The 19,684-nt window shown below is 49.7% G+C and carries 11 protein-coding genes; 7 read left to right on the top strand and 4 right to left on the bottom strand.

Annotation, left to right across the window (positions count from 1 at the left end; all coding sequences use genetic code 11):
- Positions 1-77: 77 nt before the first annotated feature.
- The 3 genes from NX720_RS06975 to NX720_RS06965 form a co-directional block, all read right to left on the bottom strand.
- On the bottom strand, positions 78-320 hold the full coding sequence (locus NX720_RS06975) for a hypothetical protein (RefSeq protein ID WP_262600297.1): 243 nt from the start codon (positions 318-320) through the stop codon (positions 78-80).
- 257 nt (positions 321-577) lie between these two features.
- Complete coding sequence (locus NX720_RS06970) at positions 578-4,432, bottom strand: DUF1601 domain-containing protein (RefSeq protein WP_262600296.1); 3,855 nt, start codon at positions 4,430-4,432, stop codon at positions 578-580.
- Between the two features lie 97 nt (positions 4,433-4,529).
- Positions 4,530-8,534 (bottom strand): DUF1601 domain-containing protein, encoded by a 4,005-nt coding sequence (locus NX720_RS06965; protein WP_262600295.1) that lies wholly within the window; start codon positions 8,532-8,534, stop codon positions 4,530-4,532.
- Positions 8,535-8,676: 142 nt separating this feature from the next.
- Between NX720_RS06965 and tnpC the strand changes: the two genes are divergently transcribed.
- From tnpC to NX720_RS06950, 3 genes are all read left to right on the top strand, one after another.
- Positions 8,677-10,350 (top strand): IS66 family transposase, encoded by a 1,674-nt coding sequence (gene tnpC / locus NX720_RS06960; RefSeq protein ID WP_262600294.1) that lies wholly within the window; start codon positions 8,677-8,679, stop codon positions 10,348-10,350.
- Between the two features lie 3 nt (positions 10,351-10,353).
- Positions 10,354-11,211 (top strand): molybdopterin-dependent oxidoreductase, encoded by an 858-nt coding sequence (locus tag NX720_RS06955; RefSeq protein ID WP_262600291.1) that lies wholly within the window; start codon positions 10,354-10,356, stop codon positions 11,209-11,211.
- A gap of 264 nt (positions 11,212-11,475) precedes the next feature.
- On the top strand, positions 11,476-12,588 hold the full coding sequence (locus NX720_RS06950; protein ID WP_262600290.1) for an AAA family ATPase: 1,113 nt from the start codon (positions 11,476-11,478) through the stop codon (positions 12,586-12,588).
- Between the two features lie 111 nt (positions 12,589-12,699).
- Here the strand turns inward: NX720_RS06950 and NX720_RS06945 are convergent, their stop codons facing one another.
- Positions 12,700-13,554: a helix-turn-helix transcriptional regulator gene (locus NX720_RS06945; RefSeq protein ID WP_262600289.1), complete on the bottom strand. Its 855-nt coding sequence runs from the start codon at positions 13,552-13,554 to the stop codon at positions 12,700-12,702.
- A 198-nt stretch (positions 13,555-13,752) separates the two neighbouring features.
- Here NX720_RS06945 and NX720_RS06940 point away from each other — a divergent pair, with 198 nt between their 5' ends.
- The 4 genes from NX720_RS06940 to NX720_RS06925 are packed head-to-tail and all read left to right on the top strand — an operon-like array spanning position 13,753 to position 19,585.
- On the top strand, positions 13,753-14,562 hold the full coding sequence (locus tag NX720_RS06940; RefSeq protein WP_262600287.1) for a hypothetical protein: 810 nt from the start codon (positions 13,753-13,755) through the stop codon (positions 14,560-14,562).
- Positions 14,549-17,530, top strand: a complete 2,982-nt coding sequence (locus NX720_RS06935; protein ID WP_262600286.1) for a coiled-coil domain-containing protein — start codon at positions 14,549-14,551, stop codon at positions 17,528-17,530. Before NX720_RS06940 ends, NX720_RS06935 begins: the two co-directional genes overlap by 14 nt.
- Positions 17,530-18,936, top strand: a complete 1,407-nt coding sequence (locus tag NX720_RS06930; protein WP_262600284.1) for a hypothetical protein — start codon at positions 17,530-17,532, stop codon at positions 18,934-18,936. Before NX720_RS06935 ends, NX720_RS06930 begins: the two co-directional genes overlap by 1 nt.
- Entirely contained in the window at positions 18,929-19,585 is a 657-nt protein-coding gene (locus tag NX720_RS06925; RefSeq protein ID WP_262600283.1) for a condensin complex protein MksE, read from the top strand. The genes NX720_RS06930 and NX720_RS06925 overlap by 8 nt, the downstream gene beginning before the upstream one ends.
- Positions 19,586-19,684 lie beyond the last annotated feature (99 nt).

Here is a 19,684-nt window from a genome sequence, read left to right as displayed (position 1 = left end):
TTCTGTTCTTTGACGGAATAAACCACTGGTTTACAGGAAGTTTGGCAATTCTAGCCATAACCACCCCACACAGTAATTTAAGGTAATCGCCGGAATTCATAGAATAAAAGTACACCTGAAGTATTCAGCTCCGGTTGTCTGGTGAGGTTCCCCCGGGTATTACAGCAGGTAAATTCTGACTTTTGGTCTACGTTAATCTCAGTAAAAGCCAGATCAGGGAACATGTGAAGCGGCGTAAGATCAGTGGCGGGACGCGAAATGATGCCGGGTGGCAATGTCGCGACACCTTTGCCAGCCTGAAGAAAACGTGTCGCCAGCATGGTCTTTCATTTTGGGATTATCCGACAGACAGGTTAAACGGCACCGGTTCGTTTCCGAGACTGGCGGATGTTATTGAATACGCTTCTTGCTGGCTTCCATGTGGTCAATGTAGGGGTTATTGAGTAATTACAGCGAAGGGGACTTTGACCGGGTCAGGCACAACCGTAGCACTGGTGGAGACATCTGAAAAAAGCATGAGTGAAATATAGTCTGTCAGGAAAAACAATTCCTCCAAGGCTATGGTTTCACCGAATATTTACTGAGATGATCGAGGTTGCTGAATAACACTCTGTTTTTTCAACAGAATAGCCCAAACCCAACTTAAATTATCTCTATTCAGATGCCTGTAAGGCACTTCTATGACATCGAGGCCTACCTTTTTGTATGTCTCAACCTTCAGGATCGTCTTTCCTGTTTTTGATAATGACTCCTGGTCCGTAAAATGATGTGGCCCCTGAATTTCAATACCTAATCGATAGGGATTACCTATAAAAAAATCAAGCGGAGGTAAATTTTCAAAAGCCTGTTCCTCTGAGAACTCTATATTGGGAAATTTATTAGTCAATTTGGTTTTAAAGTCATTCTGTAATTGGGAGGAACGAGTTTCGTATTTTGGATTAAAAAATGGTTCTTGCTCAAGCCATATCCCAGCTATTGTTAACAGTGATTCCAATTGCTCATCATTTTTTTGTTGTGCCAAAGTTTGATACCAGGATTTCACCAGCAATATTAACTGGTTATTAATTGAAACCTTTCTGGCCATAAATACCATAAAACTCCAAAGCAGCTGAGTTTGTGATAATACTGAATATTGTTTATCAAAAGAGAAGCTATTTAATACGCCCTCAATTGTTTGAGGCTCAATAAATTCTCCCAAAAAAGCTATTGACCACAGCAGGTTAGCGACTTCCTGAGGATTAAACCCGGCCTGAGGGCTCGCTCCCTCTGCCATCTGTACCACCTGCGGCAACAATGCCGTCACCACCCTGTGAATCTGCTGCATTTCGAGTCCATTCTCCACCAGTTTCGCCAGCGCCCACAGCAGGTTGGAGACCCCTTGAGAAGTGAACCCGGTCTGAGAGCTCGTTCCCTCTGCCATCTGTACCATCTGCGGCAACAGTGCCGCCACCGCCCTGTGAGCCTGCTGCATTTTGAGTCCATCCTCCATCAGTTTCGCCAGTGCCCACAGCAGGTTGGCGACGTCCTGTGGATTAAACTCGGCCTGGGGGCTCGCTCCTTCTGCCACCTGTACCACCTGCGGCAACAGTGCCGTCACCGCCCTGTGAGCCTGCTGCATTTCGAGCCCGTTCTCCATCAGTTTCGCCAGCGCCCACAGCAGGTTGGCGACTTCCTGAGGATTAAACCCGGCCCGGAGGCTTTTTCCCTCTGCTATCTGTACCACCTGCGTCAACAGTGCCGTCACCGCCCTGTGGGCCTGCTGCATTCCGAGCCCGTTCTCCATCAGTTTCGCCAGCGCCCACAGCAGGTTGGAGATCCCTTGAGAAGTGAACCCGGCATGAGAGCTCGTTCCCTCTGCTATCTGTGCCACCCGCGACAACAGTGCCTTCATCGCCTTGTGAGCCTGTTGCATTTCGAGTCCGTTCTCCACCAGTTTCGCCAGCGCCCACATCAGGTTGGAGACCCCTTGAGAATTGAACCCGGCCTCGGGGCTCGTTTCCTCTACTACCTCCCTGCTGCTCTGCTCTACCACCTGTACCACAAGTGGCAACAGCGCCGTCACCGCACTGTTGGCTTGTCGCATCCTGAGTCCGTTCTCCACCAGTTTCCCCAGCGCCCACAGCACGTTGGAGACCCCTTGAGAGCTGAACCCGTCCCGGGGACTCGTTTCCTCTGCTATCTGTGCCACCCGCAACAACAGTGCCGTCACCGCCCTGTGAGCCTGCTGTATTTCGAGTCCGTTCTCCATGAGTTTCGTCAGCGCCCACAGCAGGCTGGCAACGTGTTGTGGAATAAACCCATCTTGGCAACTCGCTCCCTCTGCCACCTGCACCACCTGCGGCAACAGCGCCGTCACCGCACTGTTGGCCTGTTGCATCCTGAGTCCGTTCTCCACCAGTTTCGCCAGCGCCCACAGCAGGTTGGCGACTTCCTGAGGATTAAACCCGGCCTGGGGGCTCGCTCCTTCTGCCATCTGCACCAACAGCGGCAACAGCTCCGTCACCGCACTGTTGGCCTGTTGCATTTCGAGTCCCTTCTCCACTAGTTTCCCCAGCGCCCACAGCACGTTGGAGACCCCTTGAGAGCTGAACCCGTCCCGGGGACTCGTTTCCTCTGCCGCCTGCGGCAACTGCGCCCTGCTGGCCTGCTCTGTTACCTGCACCTCTGAGCTGTTTTTTTCGTGCTTTTTCTTTGACTGCTCCGCCATCTGCACCACCTGCGGCAACAGCGCCGTCACCGCACTGCGGGTCTGTTGTATTTCGAGCCCCTTCTCCACCAGTTTCGCCAGCGCCCACACCAGACTGGAGAGCCCTTGACTCTTAAAGTTCGTGACTTGAGCCACTCGAATCAGCAAAGCTTTAGTTAAGGCGTTAATCTCCCCTGCTAAACCCCTATCGCTTACGAATGGGTAGAGCAACTGGCTTGACGTCAAGCTGTGTACACAGATGCTGACGCTCTTGCCACTAAACCGACTGGAAGAAATAACCTCTGCTAAATGAGTGACAAAAGGTTGTAATTGTTTTTTCTCTTCCAATGTCAGGGGAAACCCTCGTTCCTTAGTGGCTAACTTGATCCGGTGGCAAAAGTATCCATGATCTTTACCGTTGTATCTTTTCTTAAATCTTTTTGCCGCTTCCAGATCGCCTGTTTTAAACTCCTTCACCAGGCTCGCTATTGTTTCAGCTGCCCTGGTGTCCGGAGCCTTCTCTGGCATCTTCCTTGTCCCGGTGGCTCCCGCTCTTGGTTGAGGCTTGACATAAGCGACAGGCCTTTGACCTGGTTTACTGCCTGGTCTTTTTCTGTCTGGGTTGCCCCCTCTTCCTCCGGTAGCCTGTTTTATCTTTCCTCCCCCGCCTGCTCTCCCACGGCCACTGCCTTGTCGTCCTGCTGGCTTGCTCTTTCTCGTATAGAGCCATATATGCCAGCCACCGCCCGCCGGAAGCGGGGGGTCGAAAACCTCCGGGTAGAATCGGTGCATCAGGCTTTCAAATAACCCGGACAGCATCAGCCAGTACTCTTGCTGGCTGATGCTGTAGCGATTGCCCTGAGAATCATACCAGTAGTAAATAACCTGCCCCTGCTGATCAGTGGTTTGATAGAACCACCCGGGAAGCACACCGGCGCGTTGAACCAGCCTCAGGAAGTTATCCGGTACTCTGGCCTGAGAGAAGTCAAGGGTGATTTTCTGCGAATGACTCTCCCAGCCCAGACAGAGTTCATCGTCACAGGGCAATGGATACAGGCTGGCGCCTGCCTTCGTGAAAGGAAGGTCACAGGGAACGGGGAAAAACAGGGGAGCAGGCTCCCCGTCAACCACTTCGGGGTCATGGCTTACAACCAGGCCACAGGCATCGGCTGGCAGGGAGCGACAATTGTAAGGCAGTGGATTGATTGTGTGGGTGGCAGGCTCAAGGCAGAGCAGGGTTTCAGCCGAACCGGCCTCAGGGGTCGGCATGGCCGACACCATTTCAGGGTGGGCCTTCTGACCGGTGAGGTGGCTATCTCCAAACCCGAAATAGCCCGCAAACGGCCAATCGACCTGCCCGGAAGCAGACCCGCTATGACCCGCCATCATCCAGGTCACAATAGCCAGGGAACTGACCTCAGGCTTGTCGAAATTACCAATACCCAGAGCCTGCGAGACAGGCAGGTAAGGTTCAAACAAGGGATCATGTCCGTGGCATAATGGCAACAGCAACAGGAAAGCCAGAAAAAAAAAGAGTCTGGTCATGCTGGTAAATCTCTCTTCAATAAACTCAGGGCTGTTTGCCGAGGGAGTGTTCCCTTTCTGTGACGATTCTGGTTCTTTTTGCGACCAGTCAAGTGGCTGCTTAAGCCAGGCGTTCTGTTGCTGGAGTTGAGCAAGATACTCCAGAACTTTTTGGCCTGGATAGCCATGCTGGGCATTGGTCACCGGGGAGGGGAAATTCATGGCATGGAAGGATAGTCAACAGGCGCCTGACAACCAGCACTTTTTGAGAAATTACCCTTGGCAACTCGACCTCCAAGGCTATGGGTTCACCGAATATTTACTGAGATGATCGAGGTTGCTGAATCACACTCTGTTTTTTCAACAAAATAGCCCAAACCCAACTTAAATCATTTCTATCCAGATGCCTGTAAGGCACTTCTATGACATCGAGGTCTACCTTTTTGTATGTCTCAACTTTCAGGATCGTCTTTCCTGTTTTTGATAATGACTCCTGGTCCGTATAATGATGTGGCCCCTGAATTTCAATACCTAATCGATAGGGATTACCTATAAAAAAATCAAGCGGAGGTAAATTTTCAAAAGACTGTTCCTCTGAGAACTCTATATTGGGAAATTTATTAGTCAATTTGGTTTTAAAGTCATTCTGTAATTGGGAGGAACGAGTTTCGTATTTCGGATTAAAAAATGGTTCTTGCTCAAGCCATATCCCGGCTATTGTTAACAGTGATTCCAATTGCTCATCATTTTTTTGTTGTGCCAAAGTTTGATACCAGGATTTCACCAGCAATATTAACTGGTTATTAATTGAAACCTTTCTGGCCATAAATACCATAAAACTCCAAAGCAGCTGAGTTTGTGATAATACTGAATATTGTTTATCAAAAGAGAAGCTATTTAATACGCCCTCAATTGTTTGAGGCTCAATAAATTCTCCCAGGAAAGCTATTGACCAAAGTATGTTGGCTATATCCTGAGAGTTAAACTTGACTTGGGGGCTCGTTCCCTCTGCCATCTGTACCACCTGCGACAACAATGCCGTCACCGCCCTGTGAATCTGATGCATTTCGAGTCCGTTCTCCACCAGTTTTGCCAGCGCCCACAGCAGGTTGGCGACCCCTTGAGAACTGAACTCAGCCTGGGGGCTCGCTCCTTCTGCCACCTGCACCACCTGCGGCAACAGTGCCATCACCGCCCTGTGAGCCTGCTGCATTTCGAGCCCGTTCTCCATCAGTTTCGCCAGCGCCCACAGCAGGTTGGCGACCCCCTGAGAAGTGAACCTGACCCGAGGGCTCGTTCCCTCTGCCATCTGTACCACCTGCGGCAATAGTCCCGTCACCGCCCTGTGAGCCTGCTGCATTTCGAGCCCGTTCTCCATCAGTTTCGCCAGCGCCCACAGCAGGTTGGAGATCCCTTGAGAAGTGAACCCGGCATGAAAGTTCGTTCCCTCTGCCATCTGTACCACCTGCGTCAACAGTGCCGTCACCGCCCTGTTGGTCTGCGGCATTTCGAGTCCGTTCTCCATCAGTTTCGCCAGTGCCCACAGCAGGTTGGCGACTTCCTGAGGATTAAACTCGGCCTGGGGGCTCGCTCCTTCTGCCACCTGTACCACCTGCGGCAACAGTGCCGTCACCGCCCTGTGAGCCTGCTGCATTCCGAGCCCGTTCTCCATCAGTTTCGCCAGTGCCCACAGCAGGTTGGCGACTTCCTGAGAATTAAACCCGGCCCGGTGGTTCCTTCCATCTGCTATCTGTACCACCTGCGTCAACAGTGCCGTCACCACCCTGTGAGCCTGCTGCATTCCAAGCCCGTTCTCCATCAGTTTCGCCAGCGCCCACAGCAGGTTGGAGAACCCTTGAGAAGTGAACCCGGCATGAGAGCTCGTTCCCTCTGCTATCTGTGCCACCCACGACAACAGCGCCGTCACCGCCCTGTTGGCCCGCTGCATTTCGAGTCCGTTCTCCACCAGTTTCGCCAGCACCCATAGCAGGTTGGCAACGTGTTGTGGAACAAACCCGGCCCGGAGGCTCGTTCCCTCTGACATCTGTACCACCTGCGGCAACAGTGCCATCACCGCCCTTTGGGCCTGCTGCATTTCGAGTCCGTTCTCCACCAGTTTTGCCAGCGCCCACAGCAGGTTGGTGACCCCTTGAGAATTGAACCCGGCCTCGGGGCTCGTTTCCTCTACTACCTCCCTGCTGCTCTGCTCTACCACCTGCACCACCAGTGGCAACAGCGCCGTCACCGCACTGTTGGCCTGTCGCATCCTGAGTCCGCTCTCCACCAGTTTCCCCAGCGCCCACAGCACGTTGGAGACCCCTTGAGAGCTGAACCCGGCCTCGGGGCTCGTTCCTTCTGCCATCTGCACCACCAGCGGCAACAGTTCCGTCACCGCACTGTTGACCTGTTGCATTTCGAGTCCCTTCTCCACCAGTTTCGCCAGCGCCCACAGCACGTTGGAGACCCCTTGAGAGCTGAACCCGTCCCGGGGGCTCGTTTCCTCTGCCGCCTGCGGCAACTGCGCCCTGCTGGCCTGCTCTGTTACCTGCACCTCTGAGCTGTTTTTTTCGTGCTTTTTCTTTGACTGCTCCGCCACCTGCACCACCTGCGGCAACAATGCCGTCACCGCACTGTGGGTCTGTTGCACTTCGAGTCCCTTTTCCACCAGTTTCCCCAGCGCCCACAGCAGGTTAGAGACTCCTTGACTCTCAAGGTCCGTGACTTGAGCCACTCGAATCAGCAAGGCTTTAGTTAAGGTGTCAATCTCCCCTGCTAAACCCCCATCGCTTACGAATGGGTAGAGCAACTGGCTTGACATCAAGCTGTGTACACAGGTACTGACGCTCTTGCCACTAAACTGACTGGATAAAATAACCTCTGTTAAATGAGTGACAAAAGGTTGTAATTGTTTTTTCTCTTCCAGTGTCAGGGAAAAACCTCGTTTTCTGGTGGCTAACTTGATCTGGTTGCAAAAGTAGCTATGATCTTTACCGTTGTATTTTTTCTTAAACCTTTTTGCTGCCGCTTCCAGATCGCCTGTTTTAAACTCCTTCACCAGGCTCGCTATTGTTTCAGCTGCCCTGGTGTCCGGAGCCTTCTCTGGCATCTTCCTTGTCCCGGTGGCTCCCGCTCTTGGTTGAGGCTTGACATAAGCGACAGGCCTTTGACCTGGTTTACTGCCTGATCTTTTTCTGTCTGGGTTGCCCCCTCTTCCTCCGGCAGCCAGTTGTATCTTTCCTCTCCCTCCTGCTCTCCCACGGCCACTGCCTTGTCGTCCTGCTGGCTTGCTCTTTCTCGTATAGAGCCATATATGCCAGCCACCGCCCGCCGGAAGCGGGGGGTCGAAAAACTCAGGGTAGAATCGGTGCATCAGGCTTTCAAATAACCCGGACAGCATCAGCCGGTACTCTTGCTGGCTGATGCTGTAGCGATTGCCCTGAGAATCATACCAGTAGTAAATAACCTGCCCCTGCTGATCAGTGGTTTGATAGAACCACCCGGGAAGCACACCGGCGCGTCGAACCAGCCTCAGGAAATTATCCGGTACTCTGGCCTGAGAGAAGTCAAGGGTGATTTTCTGCGAATGACTCTCCCAGCCCAGACAGAGTTCATCGTCACAGGGCAATGGATACAGGCTGGCGCCTGCCTTCGTGAAAGGAAGGTCACAGGGAACGGGGAAAAACAGGGGAGCAGGCTCCCCGTCAACCACTTCGGGGTCATGGCTTACAACCAGGCCACAGGCATCGGCTGGCAGGGAGCGACAATTGTAAGGCAGTGGATTAATTGTGTGGGTGGCAGGCTCAAGGCAGAGCAGGGTTTCAACCGAACCGGCCTCAGGGGTCGGCATGGCCGACACCATTTCAGGGTGGGCCTTCTGACCGGTGAAGCGACTATCTCCAAACCCGAAATAGCCTGCAAACGGCCAATCGACCTGCCCGGAAGCAGACCCCCTATGACCCGCCATCATCCAGGTCATAATAGCCAGGGAACTGACCTCAGGTTTGTCGAAATTACCAATACCCAGAGCCTGCGGGACAGGCAGGTAAGGTTCGAACAAGGGATCATGTCCGTGGCATAATGGCAACAGCAACAGGAAAGCCAGAAAAAAAAAGAGTCTGGTCATGCTGGTAAATCTCTCTTCAATAAACTCAGGGCTGTTTGGCGAGGGAGTGTTCCCTTTCTGTGACGATTCTGGTTCTTTTTGCGACCAGTCAAGTGGCTGCTTAAGCCAGGCGTTCCGTTGCTGGAGTTGAGCAAGATACTCCAGGACTTTTTGGCCTGGATAGCCAGGCTGGGCATTGGTCACCGAGGAGGAGAAATTCATGGCATGGAAGGATAGTCAACAGGCGCCTGACAACCAGCACTTTTTGAGAAATTACCCTTGGCGACTCGACCTCCAAGGCTATGGGTTCGTAACTTTTCTACAAACCACTAAACATAAGCTCAAAGTCGTCTACTTTTAGAGTATGCAAAATGCTCATGTTTCAGGATCAGGCACAACACCTGCATTACTGCCTGCCCCCTTTGCTACCTCGCAGGTCATCCTCACCAAGCAGGAACACATCCAGCTAAAACAGCAGGCCAACCTCTGGCATGCCATGTGGAAGGCGGCCTGTGGCCGAGAGAAAAAAGTATTGGCTAAAAATGCCTCTCTTATCGCTCAGCATAAAGCCGAAATGGCTGGGTTGAACACCCAGGTCGCTGATCTGAAATCAGAACTGGCACACATGAAGCACTTGCTTTTCGGTCGTAAATCAGAGAAGACCAGTTCTTCTTCAAAGAAAAGTGGCAATACTACCCGGCCACCTTCAAATCGAAAACGAGGTCACCAGCCCGGAGTCCCCGGCTCTGGTCGCCATCTTCACAACAACCTGCCAGTGGTTCATGAGTCTGTAGACTTACCAGTGGACAAACAGTGTTGTACAGTCTGTCACCGGCCATTCAAGTCTTTTTTCAATGACGACAGCTGCGACGTAATTGAAGTTGAAGTTAAGGCTCACGTTCGTCGTTATCACCGAAGGCATTACCAAAAAACTTGCCAGTGCCCTGAAACGCCCAATATTACTACTCCACCACCTCCACCAAGACTCATCAACAAAGGAAAGCTTGGTATTTCTGTCTGGGTGGAGCTGTTGCTGAATAAGTACGCATACGGCATCCCCATAAACAGGCAACTTGAGTCTTATAAGACTCAGGGACTGGAACTGTCGCAGGCGACCATCTCCTTTGGCCTGGAAGCTATAACGCCCTTTTTTGAGCCGGTTGCCGAAGCTACTCGGGAATTCGTCGCCAGTAGCGATCAGTGGCATGCTGATGAAACCCGGTGGATCAGCTGGGCACATGAGACCACAGGTTCTCACAAACATTGGCTTTGGGTATTTCTCTGTGATCAGGCGGTTTATTTCAGCATTGCTGACACCCGTGCGGCTGTCGTACCAGAGTCGATCATTGGTGACGGGGCTGGAACGCTGGTGTGTGACCGATACTCAGCGTACAAAAAGCTTGCGAATGATGCGGTGTCTATTAATTTAGCTTTCTGCTGGGCTCACGTCAGGTGGGATTTTATTGACGCTCAACGAGGTGATCCGGAGTTGGAGAAATGGAGCGCCACCTGGGTGAACAGGATTGGTCGTTTATATCATCTTAATAGTCAGCGACTTGAAGTGCTTGATGAACCAGAGCAGCTAGCAACACAGCAGTTACGGCTTGAACATCAGGTAGAGCAGATGGCAATCCAGAGGGATCAGGAACTTAATCGTCCTAAACTGCGAGTCAGAGCGAAAAAAGTGCTCGAAAGTCTACAGAATCACTGGGAAGGATTGACCCGCTTTGTCACTGATCCCGGTATCCCCATGGATAACAACGCTGCAGAGCAAGCACTGCGCACAGGTGTCGTTGGCAGGAAGAATTACTACGGCTCTGGCAGCGTATGGAGTGCTGATATAGCCGCTTTTCTATTCAGCGTTTTTATGACGCTAAAGCTTTGGGATATTAATCCAAAAATCTGGCTGGGTGCCTATCTTGAGGCTTGTGCCATAAATGGCAGGAAGCCACCTAATGATCTCACTCCTTATCTGCCCTGGTTAATGAGTGAGGAGCGGCTTTGTGAAATGCGCAATCATGATCCGCCAAAGGTATAACAATTGGAGGCAACAATAGGGAAAAGCGGTGTCTTAATTGCTAATTTTGAAGCGGTTTGTAGAAAAGTTACTTTCAAGAAACCTCCTGAAACGACAGCCCAACAGCTGGCTGGCCTGTCCAGCCAAAGCGAATGGACAGGCGTGCTGCTCTCAACCCTGTTGCGGGAAGCTGGATTACGTAAAAACGCTCGCTGGATTCTTGCCGAAGGAGGCGACGCAGCTCTGATGACCCGGAGTATTCCAGTAGAAAAGGCAATGGATGACGCCATTGTTGCCTATGCCCAGAATGGTGAAGCGATCAGGCCGCAACAGGGTTATCCTGTCCGGCTGCTGCTACCGGGATTTGAGGGCAATAGCTGTGTAAAGTGGCTCAGGCGTCTTGAAGTGGGGGACCAGCCCTGGATGAGCCGGGAAGAGACAGCCAAATACACTGACCCGATGCCGGATGGCACTGTCAGGCAGTTCAGCTTTGTGATGGATGCCCGGTCAGTGATCACTTCACCTACATTTCCACAACAGCTTGAGCCTGGCTGGCATGAGATCAGGGGGCTGGCATGGAGTGGCAGAGGTTCTGTGAGCAATGTTGACATCAGTACTGACGGGGGAGGCCGCTGGCAACCTGCCATTCTGCACCCCCCGGTTCTGGACAAGGCTCAAGTCCGGTTTACCCTCCCCTGGCAGTGGGATGGCAAAGAGCGTCTGCTGTTGAGCAGGGCGACGGATTCCACGGGTTATCAGCAGCCCATGGCTGCCGAGTTAATTGCTGCCCGGGGCATGGGTTCGCTGATCTATCATAACAACGCCATCATTGGCTGGCGTGTCAAAAGTGATGGCAGTGTTTATTACGATGTAGTCGCATGAGGGTTGAGTGGAGAGGGCGACAGAAGATGCAGGTGGATATGATAAACGGACAGCCCCTATGGCTGTTGCAGTTCAGGGGTAATACGATAACCGTCGTTCGTCAGTCCGTCTTCAGCCGCCAGTTCTCTGGTTTTGAACATGATTTTACCTGATTTAAGCTTAAAGCCCTTACTAATACAGGGTTTTACGTGGGTTCGATAAGCAAGGATAATGTGTTTGGGAGTGGTGATACTCCCGGCACGCTACTAAGGAGAATCGGGCACTATGAAACTTAAGTCTGTTGAATTACAGAATTTTCGGGGATTCAAAACCCTGGAGCTGTCGCTGCCCGATGCCCAGACACTGATTTTTATTGGCGGTAATGGCGCAGGCAAAACCAGTCTGCTGCAAGCCATAGGGATGATGCTGTCCTGGTTGCCGGCCCGTATTCGCAGTGAGAAGTCGTCCGGAAATAAAATGGATGACACGGATATCTTTAATGATGAAAGCTCTGCTTTCATCGGGTTATGTCTTACTCATGACGGACAGGATGTACTCTGGTCGCGGGTTAAAAAACGGCTGGGGCGTACAGGTTCTGAAAAAAGCGTTATGGATGATATGTCGGCTCTGGCATTGCATTTTCGACAGCGGCTGACAGAAAATCGCGACACGGCTTTACCGCTGGTCGCCTATTACCCGGTCAATCGTTCGGTGACAGAAGCGAAGCTGGAGCCAAAGAGTAAGCGTTATAATCAGCTCGACGCATTTTCCAATGCGTTTACCAAAGCCTCCAGCTTTAACAACTTCTTTGAATGGTTTCGTAATCGGGAAGATCTGGAGAATGAGCAACGCCTGAAACTCAAAGACTTTGACTATCAGGATCATCAGCTGATGTCGGTCCGTGCTGCTATTACTGCGTTTCTGCCAGAACTCTCAGGACTGAGAATTGACCGTGAAGAGCACAAACCACGGTTGCTAGCAGAGAAGGCAGGCAAAACCATTGTTATTAATCAGCTCTCTGATGGTGAAAAATGCCTGCTGGCTTTGGTCGGTGACCTTGCACGGCGGCTGGCTCTTGCAAACCCGGCAGGGCAAAAACCTTTAAAAGGTGAAGGGATCATACTGATTGATGAGATTGAGTTGCACCTGCACCCCCGGTGGCAAAGAAACATTGTGCCAGGCCTGGAAAAGACGTTTCCGAATTGCCAGTTTGTAATTACCACTCATTCGCCTCAGGTGCTGGGTGATGCGAAGAACGCTGCTGTTTATGCCCTGAACATCCACGAACACCCCCCGATTTTTTCGTTGGCTGAGACTGTTTATGGGCGGGATGCTTCTGATCTTCTGGAAGAGGTTATGGATGCTTCTTCCAGAACGCTTTTAGCAAAATCGTCGTAAACCCTCGCCCAATGCGGGCGGGGATATAAGGCTTGCCGTCGATATGATCACCAGCCTTGCAAGATCCGCTTTCCTCACGCTGCAAATGGGTGGGGACAGGCTGAGCCGGTCTCAGAAGCCAGGGGAAAGCTCCATAGATTTGATGTCTTCAAGTTCATCCCTGTTCTGGAGGGCCAGAGGATATTCATAGAATGAGAGCCTGTGATATTTCGAACAGTCCACTCTGAGATCGGTTAAAACAAAACCTAAGCAGGCTTCGGATACCATAAGCTCTTTCACTTCTGCATTTTTTTCTCCCGGGTCAAAAGCCTGAGTATCAGGGTTTGGATTTTTAGGATGGGGTATCAGTCGCACCAGCCTCATTTGGTGCCATGCCGCGTCTTTGCTCTTTGAATGCTTAGGGTTTTCAGCTGCGCTTAAATCAATGACTGACACCAGTCGACTGAATTTGAATGTTCTGAACTCTCGACTGAAGCTATCGTACGCTCTGAAATACCACGAACCAGATGATTCAAAAATTGCATGCGGGGTGACGCTTCGAGTTTTTCTGCCTGAGGTAGTGGAAAGATATTCAATTGCAGCAATATACCGATTTACGATTGCCCGGGTTATGGCTGCGACAATTTTGGCGTCAAGCACTCGATGCAGATGGTGTGCCTTGATGCCATAGCAGTCAACATCAATTTTTTTTGTCAGCTCGCCGGAAGCAATGTATTTCAAGCCGGCCAGGGCACTATGACTGTATTCGGGGGTGAAGCCATTTTTTGCGTAATAGCCTTTTTTATTACTCTGAAGCTCTATCAAATCTGGATGTGAGTCTATATAAGAGGCTATTGTTCTACTGGCAGTCGCTTCTCCAATGGCAAAGCGCTTGACTAACTCCGCCCGGGTCAGGCGTCCCTTGAAGAGCAACAAAAAATCTATAAACCGATATCTTTCGGAAAGCGCAGGGTCAGGATTAGTCATATAAGAATAACTCGGTGATAAGTGTCCCACTCTGGAGAGCTATTTTGATCTAAATTTTATCGCTTCATATAGTACGATAAAATAGTAATTATGTCTCGATAAGTACTTAAGATTAATGTTTGATTAATTTTATTATCATATCATATGATACGATAAATGCAGCTTTGCGTTGTTTGTTTTGGTGAGTGAGGGTTGTGAATGAGAAAAAGGCTGGCAGAAGGTTTTGATGCAATCAAAAAAGGTCGCAGTGTAGACTGGCGAGCACTGAAAACCCGGCTTCTCAAAACAGGTGCAACGGAAGCGCTGATTAATGATGCCCTGTCTGCTAAAGCCTATGGCGACAAGGACTATCAAGTCGTTATTAAGGATGAGCAAAGCTTTGACCTGTTGCAGAAATTTGCAGAGCCATCTGATCTTAGCAGCCGAAGTGCCGCTAGCATCACCGGGAATACACACTTAACCCGTGTTAATGGAGCCATGCTGGCCGCCTGGGGTGTTCACGATGCAACACCTTATAACCATGTATTTATGGCAGACAGGGAAATACCTCAACCCAACAAACGTCATGCCCTGATTATTGAAAACCTTGAGTGTTTTTTGAATAAAGACGACACCTACCGGTTCGTAAAAGAATTTTGTGGAGTGACCTGTCCCGTTGAAGATATTGAATTCATCATGGGGGCGGGTAACAGTATCTCTAACCGGTTAATCATTCCTTACCTGAAATCCTTTAAGGGTGAGGTGATGTGTCTACTGGATGTCGATCTTGGTGGCGTGAAAATATACGCCAACCTGCTGTCGGGTGGTATCCCCCAGGGCTCTCTTCGCTACCTGGTGCCTGATGACTTAACCCGGCGCTTGCGTGTATCACGCAGAGATGCAGGAGAGAAAGAGCTTGAAGGATTGTTGCGTATGCATGGGCTTTCCCCAGTCACTGACCGGGTGATTTCTGCCATTCAATATTACAAAAAAACGCTGGAACAGGAGAGTTACCGTGCTGCGAGATGATATGTTCAAACTGGATTTGACGAGCGAGTATAAAATACACGAACTGATATTTATTAATAGCGGTTCCAATTATTATGCCCGCTTACCGGTAGACAGCCATGCGGCGCTGCTCTCGGATAACAATAGCGGTAAGACATCAACACTCTCCGCGCTGAAGCTGTTCCTCCTGCCTGAAATTAATTTCAAGGATTGTAAAGCAAAATTTGGATTCTCTTCCGGAGGAAAATACTACTCCAACATAGACTCTTACCAGTACTACTTCCCCGGTACAGAGTCGTACATTATCTGCAATGCCTCAAACCCAAAGCACAGCTTTTGCTGGGTGCTTTATCGCACAACTGACTTTGGGTACGAACGCATAGCTGTGCCTAAGACCTATGATGACATCGAGCACTTGTTCTGGAATGCCAGCTCTGCCAGCAATGAGAAGGCAGGACAGCATCAATCAGACATAGGCATCAGTGATATCAAAAAGAAGTTGATTAAAAATTATGGCGGCGTAATTTTTAATGACCGAAAGTCTATTGGGGAAGCTATTTACACCCGAACCTCCGCCGCAGAAGATCATACGCGCTTTAGCCTGCTGCCTATGGTCAAAAAATTCAGTGATGCCAGTGTTGACACAGTAAGAGCCTTGCTCGGCATGGCCTTCAGCCTTGGTGATGCATCAACCACCACACTGCCCAGTGCCATAGGCTCCATCATTGATGGTATGGGTATGAGTGTGGTTAAAAAAAATGATGATGGTATTTTCCTTGATATTGACAATGCCCTTGATGAATGGGAGCAGCTTAAAGAAACGGATAGCAAGCTCAAGAAAGTTGCAGCTTATCAGGATAGATGGCAGCTACTGAAGACGGAAAGAAAACGTTATTCGGAGCTGAGAAAGTCTCTTCAGAGTGACTTTGCTACAACGACCCTGACGGTTCACGAAGCCATAAAACATTACGGGCGGCAGCTGGAAGAAGTCAGCTCCAGAACCCGGGCTGCCGAAGCTGAGTATAACCAGTTTGTTTCTGAATATAATGCGGCTAAAAGAACCAGCGAGCAGACCCAGAGTGACTTGAGAGCAGCGGATAAACTAATTGCCAGCCTGGAAAAAAAGCTGAATAAAGCTGATTTTGTGAGAAGCCGCCTGAGGCCACTTTGCCCGGCCAACGATACGACGGATGACGCAATTCTGAAGGCTATCAGCGACGAGTTAAAAAAATGCTCAGAAGATATACAGTCGCTTAAGGACCAGGGGCAGGCGATTGCCTCCATGGATCGTCTGAACAAATCAATTAAAGATAAAGACGATGCTATTCGTGACCGCAAAAGTGCGTTGGCCAGGCTTGATAGTGGTCATTCATTTCTGGATAGTCTGAGTGGGCACGCAGCATCTGTCCTGATAAGTATCAATAACAGTTTTACTCAATTAGATCTGAGTATCAGTGATCAGCAGACCGGCATTATTGAAGCGTTTGCAGGGCTGTTCAGTCAAGATGGTCAGCGCATAAGTTTTTGCGGTAGTTCATTGGAGGGCACAGAGTTTCAGTCTTACAGCAAGGACGAGTCTCGAATTAAAATTCAAAAGCGTATTGAAGAGCTGGAAAGTGAGCTTAAAGGTGACCGGAAACAACTCAGTAAGCTAAACCAGAACGCTGTTCTTTCACCCGCTGAGCGGTCAAGAAAACTGCAAGAATACGAGGAGGACTATAGTGAGCTTCAGGGTGAGAAGACCATCATAAAAGGGATAGATGGCTACAGAGATCAGTATGATGAATCGATTGAAAATCGCAAACTGTTACAGGCACTGTCTGAAGAACAAAAAACAGCCTATGATGAGGCTCGGGATAAGCGTTCTGAATTGCAGCTTGCGTACAATAAATTAAAAGAGCGGGAACAGACACTGACCCAGCCGCTCGGCGCTGCCAAAGGGTACATGGACGAGTTGAGGCGCCTGGCGGGAGAGTCATCCCAAATGCTTGATGTAGAAACTGTTGTGTCTGAGCAGCCAGCTTCCCTTCTCCCTGCCTACCAACCTGAACAGACTCGAAGCGATATTGACGGATTACGCGCAAGAATGAGGGAGACTCGTTCCTCCCGGGATGATGCCATAGAGGCGCTCCATTTATTGCTGGAACATGGGATTGTTGACTCGACACCAGAGGATCGTCATGCAATCACCACCCAAAAGCAGGCGTTTGAAATCCATTATGCCGCCCTGCAAACGGTTTATGAGAATCTTGACAGCTCCACGGAAAACTATAAGCAAAGACTTAAAGACCACAATAATCATGCTGCCATAACCGCCAGCATGATTGAAAAAGTGAAAGGCGTGGTTGAGTCATTCATTGATAAAATCAATCAGGAGCTGGGTGGTTACAGTATCTCGAACCTTGATAATGTTGAGCTTGTGGCGGAACTGCACCCTCAATACGTCAATATGGCTCGTACGTTAGGGCTTGTTGCCAATAAAACAGACTCATTATTAACCGAAGACTTTTATAAACAGATTTCAGCCTTTCAGTCAGAGTTTTATATACAACGATCAGGAAAGGTCGATATCGCCAGGATTATTCAAAAGGTCTCCTACCGGTTTAACAGAAACGGGAAAAAGGAGGAGATCCCCCAATCCAACGGCACAAACTGCATGGTCAATGCCGTGCTGCTTGCCCTGCTGCTGAAGCATATGATTCCGGAAGATTTAAGTCTCGCCATGCCGGTTATTTTTGATGAAGTGGGCAGTCTCGATGAAAGAAACCTGCGTGAAGTGCTTAAAGTGATGGAAGAGCATGGGCTGGTACTTTTTGCTGCTAACCCTGAGCCCACCGGGGTTATAGCCAGTGTGCTTTCGGTCTATCACGACCTGTCCATCTTTAAGGCAACGGATGCTGAAATTATGGGTAAAGCAGAGGCGATCTATTTCCCGGGCATGGAGGAGCGTCTGGAAAATCTGAGTGATGATGTCGTTGGGGCAGAGTAATGGAAACGAACGCTCAAAATACAGTCGTTACCATTTTTCAGCATGTGGATGTTTTTTATACCATGCTGGATCATTACAGCGACCCATCCAAAACGGTTGTTGGTTTTCAGATATCTACTTACGAATCCGTTCTCCAGTATTATCTGGAGCAAAATATACTCGACAGGAATGACCGACAGCGCATTGCATCGGCACTGGATGTCAGCAATATGTCCGCATGCGGTTTGTTGAGTTTTATTAACGACAGTAAAGGTGTGTTTGCTCTTCAGAAAAGTCTGTTAGAGACGATTCAGGCTCTTGACTCGAAACGGATTCGGGAACTTGGACAGCCTGACCTGGACATTATTTATGCACAAATGCGCAGCCTGTATGATTACTTCATTAAAAAGGGTGGGGCTTACGACCGCTACGATCCTGACTTTCAGGAGAATATGGCAGCTTTAATGGATACTCTCCAGGACATTCTTGGAAAAATAGATCATAACGTCAGGGCGCTAGAGGGGAGTTCAAAGCGGCTTTCAGAAATTGTTGACAGCCATGACTTTAACCAGCTCATTATGAGCGATCAGGTCAGGAACGCATTAGACGAGATTATTCGTATATCGAAACGGAACATTCAGCCAACCCTCCGTTTTCTCAATGAGAAAGCCATGGCTGCCGATGCTTCTGCAATGTATTTGATTCGAAAAATTAAAGAGAGCTTCAGGCGTACCACCTTTCACAATGAGCTGGCAAGCATCTCCGCCATTGAGATGAAGCTGCTGTCGTATTCCGAGGTCATTAAAAATATCCGCAAGCGTTTGTATCGGTACGTGGAGATGGACCGACAACAACGCGAGCTCTACGATACGATTGAAAAGCAGTTCAATGAGCTTTATGGCAAGGTGGTTTCCCGTCTGGATACAAAGCTCAAAGGAAAACAGCTACCGTCGGGCGATCCGCTATTCTCAAGCGCACGGATGTTTTGGGGACTTAATAACTGGGCCAGATCGGGTCTGACCAGTAGTACGCTGGAGTTCCCGGATGCCCTGGATGATCGCTATGTTGTGGAGTACATCAGGGGTAAGCAGGATAAGGCGGATGCACTGGCAACACGCAAACGCACTCCTGCCAAAAGAACCGGGTCTGTACAGAGTGCGTTGAGAAAGAAGCAGCGAGTATTACGCATAAAGAAGGCAATGACAGGCTTTAACCCGTCGTGTGCGGAGAGTGACCTTTATCAAGCCATTCATGATCATTTAATGGTGAAACTGGATGATTATCGGCTGCGAGATATCTATGACGCACTGCACTTTGCTGGCAAAGGGCACTGCATAAAAGCAACGCTGGTTCGTAAAGAGATCATATACAAATCTCAGAAACTGACCTATATGGTGAAGCAGTTGGAGAACCCTGCTAATGGATAATTTTGGTTTAGATGAATTTGCTTCACGGGCAATTTATAAAGACTTTATCAGTGGCAAAATAATCAATGAGCACGACTACATTGATGGAGAGCTACAGCCATCACATAAGTTCCGTGAGCTGGTGGATAATATTGATAAATATCGTGAATTTTACAGCTTGATTGGCTTTGAGATTCGTTCAGTCAATGGTGATGCCTTTTTTGTATCCCGGTCAGACAGAGCAGAAGAACTGAATGATGTGGCTGCCAATATTCAGGTATTGCTATTGATGGTAGGTAGAGGCCTTTGCACGCAGGGAATCAGCCCGGGCATACTTTTTGATGACAAGGGTGGAGTCAGTGCCAGGGATATAGACGCTATTGGTGAGTTAGAAGAAGTCCGTCAGATCATGAAAGCCTGTGGGCTACAGCAACCACTAACAAAGCCGGTAAACAGCATCATGGTTGAGCGGGGAATATTTCATAGGACGATTCAAGAGCGCTACATACTGTCGAGCGGCGGTCGTATTTTCTTCAAAGAATTATTTGTTAATGACGCCAATGGTCAGACTTCCAATAGTGATGACACGGCCAGAAGCCCCCTGGAACCGCTTAAAGGGAGCGCACAGGCGTTTGATGACCCAACAAGTCCTGTGGGAGAGGATGATTAGCAAAATCGCCGTAAACCCTCGCCCAATGCGGGCGGGGATATAAGGCGGGAAGGCGCAGAGCCTTCCGGTTGACCGTATACATGCAATAGGTTATATTTT

The organism is Endozoicomonas euniceicola (genome assembly GCF_025562755.1).
In the GTDB taxonomy this organism is placed as follows: domain Bacteria; phylum Pseudomonadota; class Gammaproteobacteria; order Pseudomonadales; family Endozoicomonadaceae; genus Endozoicomonas_A; species Endozoicomonas_A euniceicola.
Note: the sequence above shows the minus strand (reverse complement) of the source record. Positions and strands in the feature narration are given on the sequence as shown.

Coding starts and splice junctions, on each gene's coding strand:
- NX720_RS06975 (WP_262600297.1), bottom strand. CDS start 320: ATGCTGGCGACACGTTTTCTTCAGGCTGGCAAAGGTGTCGCGACATTG.
- NX720_RS06970 (WP_262600296.1), bottom strand. CDS start 4,432: ATGAATTTCCCCTCCCCGGTGACCAATGCCCAGCATGGCTATCCAGGC.
- NX720_RS06965 (WP_262600295.1), bottom strand. CDS start 8,534: ATGAATTTCTCCTCCTCGGTGACCAATGCCCAGCCTGGCTATCCAGGC.
- tnpC (WP_262600294.1), top strand. CDS start 8,677: ATGCAAAATGCTCATGTTTCAGGATCAGGCACAACACCTGCATTACTG.
- NX720_RS06950 (WP_262600290.1), top strand. CDS start 11,476: ATGAAACTTAAGTCTGTTGAATTACAGAATTTTCGGGGATTCAAAACC.
- NX720_RS06945 (WP_262600289.1), bottom strand. CDS start 13,554: ATGACTAATCCTGACCCTGCGCTTTCCGAAAGATATCGGTTTATAGAT.
- NX720_RS06940 (WP_262600287.1), top strand. CDS start 13,753: ATGAGAAAAAGGCTGGCAGAAGGTTTTGATGCAATCAAAAAAGGTCGC.
- NX720_RS06930 (WP_262600284.1), top strand. CDS start 17,530: ATGGAAACGAACGCTCAAAATACAGTCGTTACCATTTTTCAGCATGTG.
- NX720_RS06925 (WP_262600283.1), top strand. CDS start 18,929: ATGGATAATTTTGGTTTAGATGAATTTGCTTCACGGGCAATTTATAAA.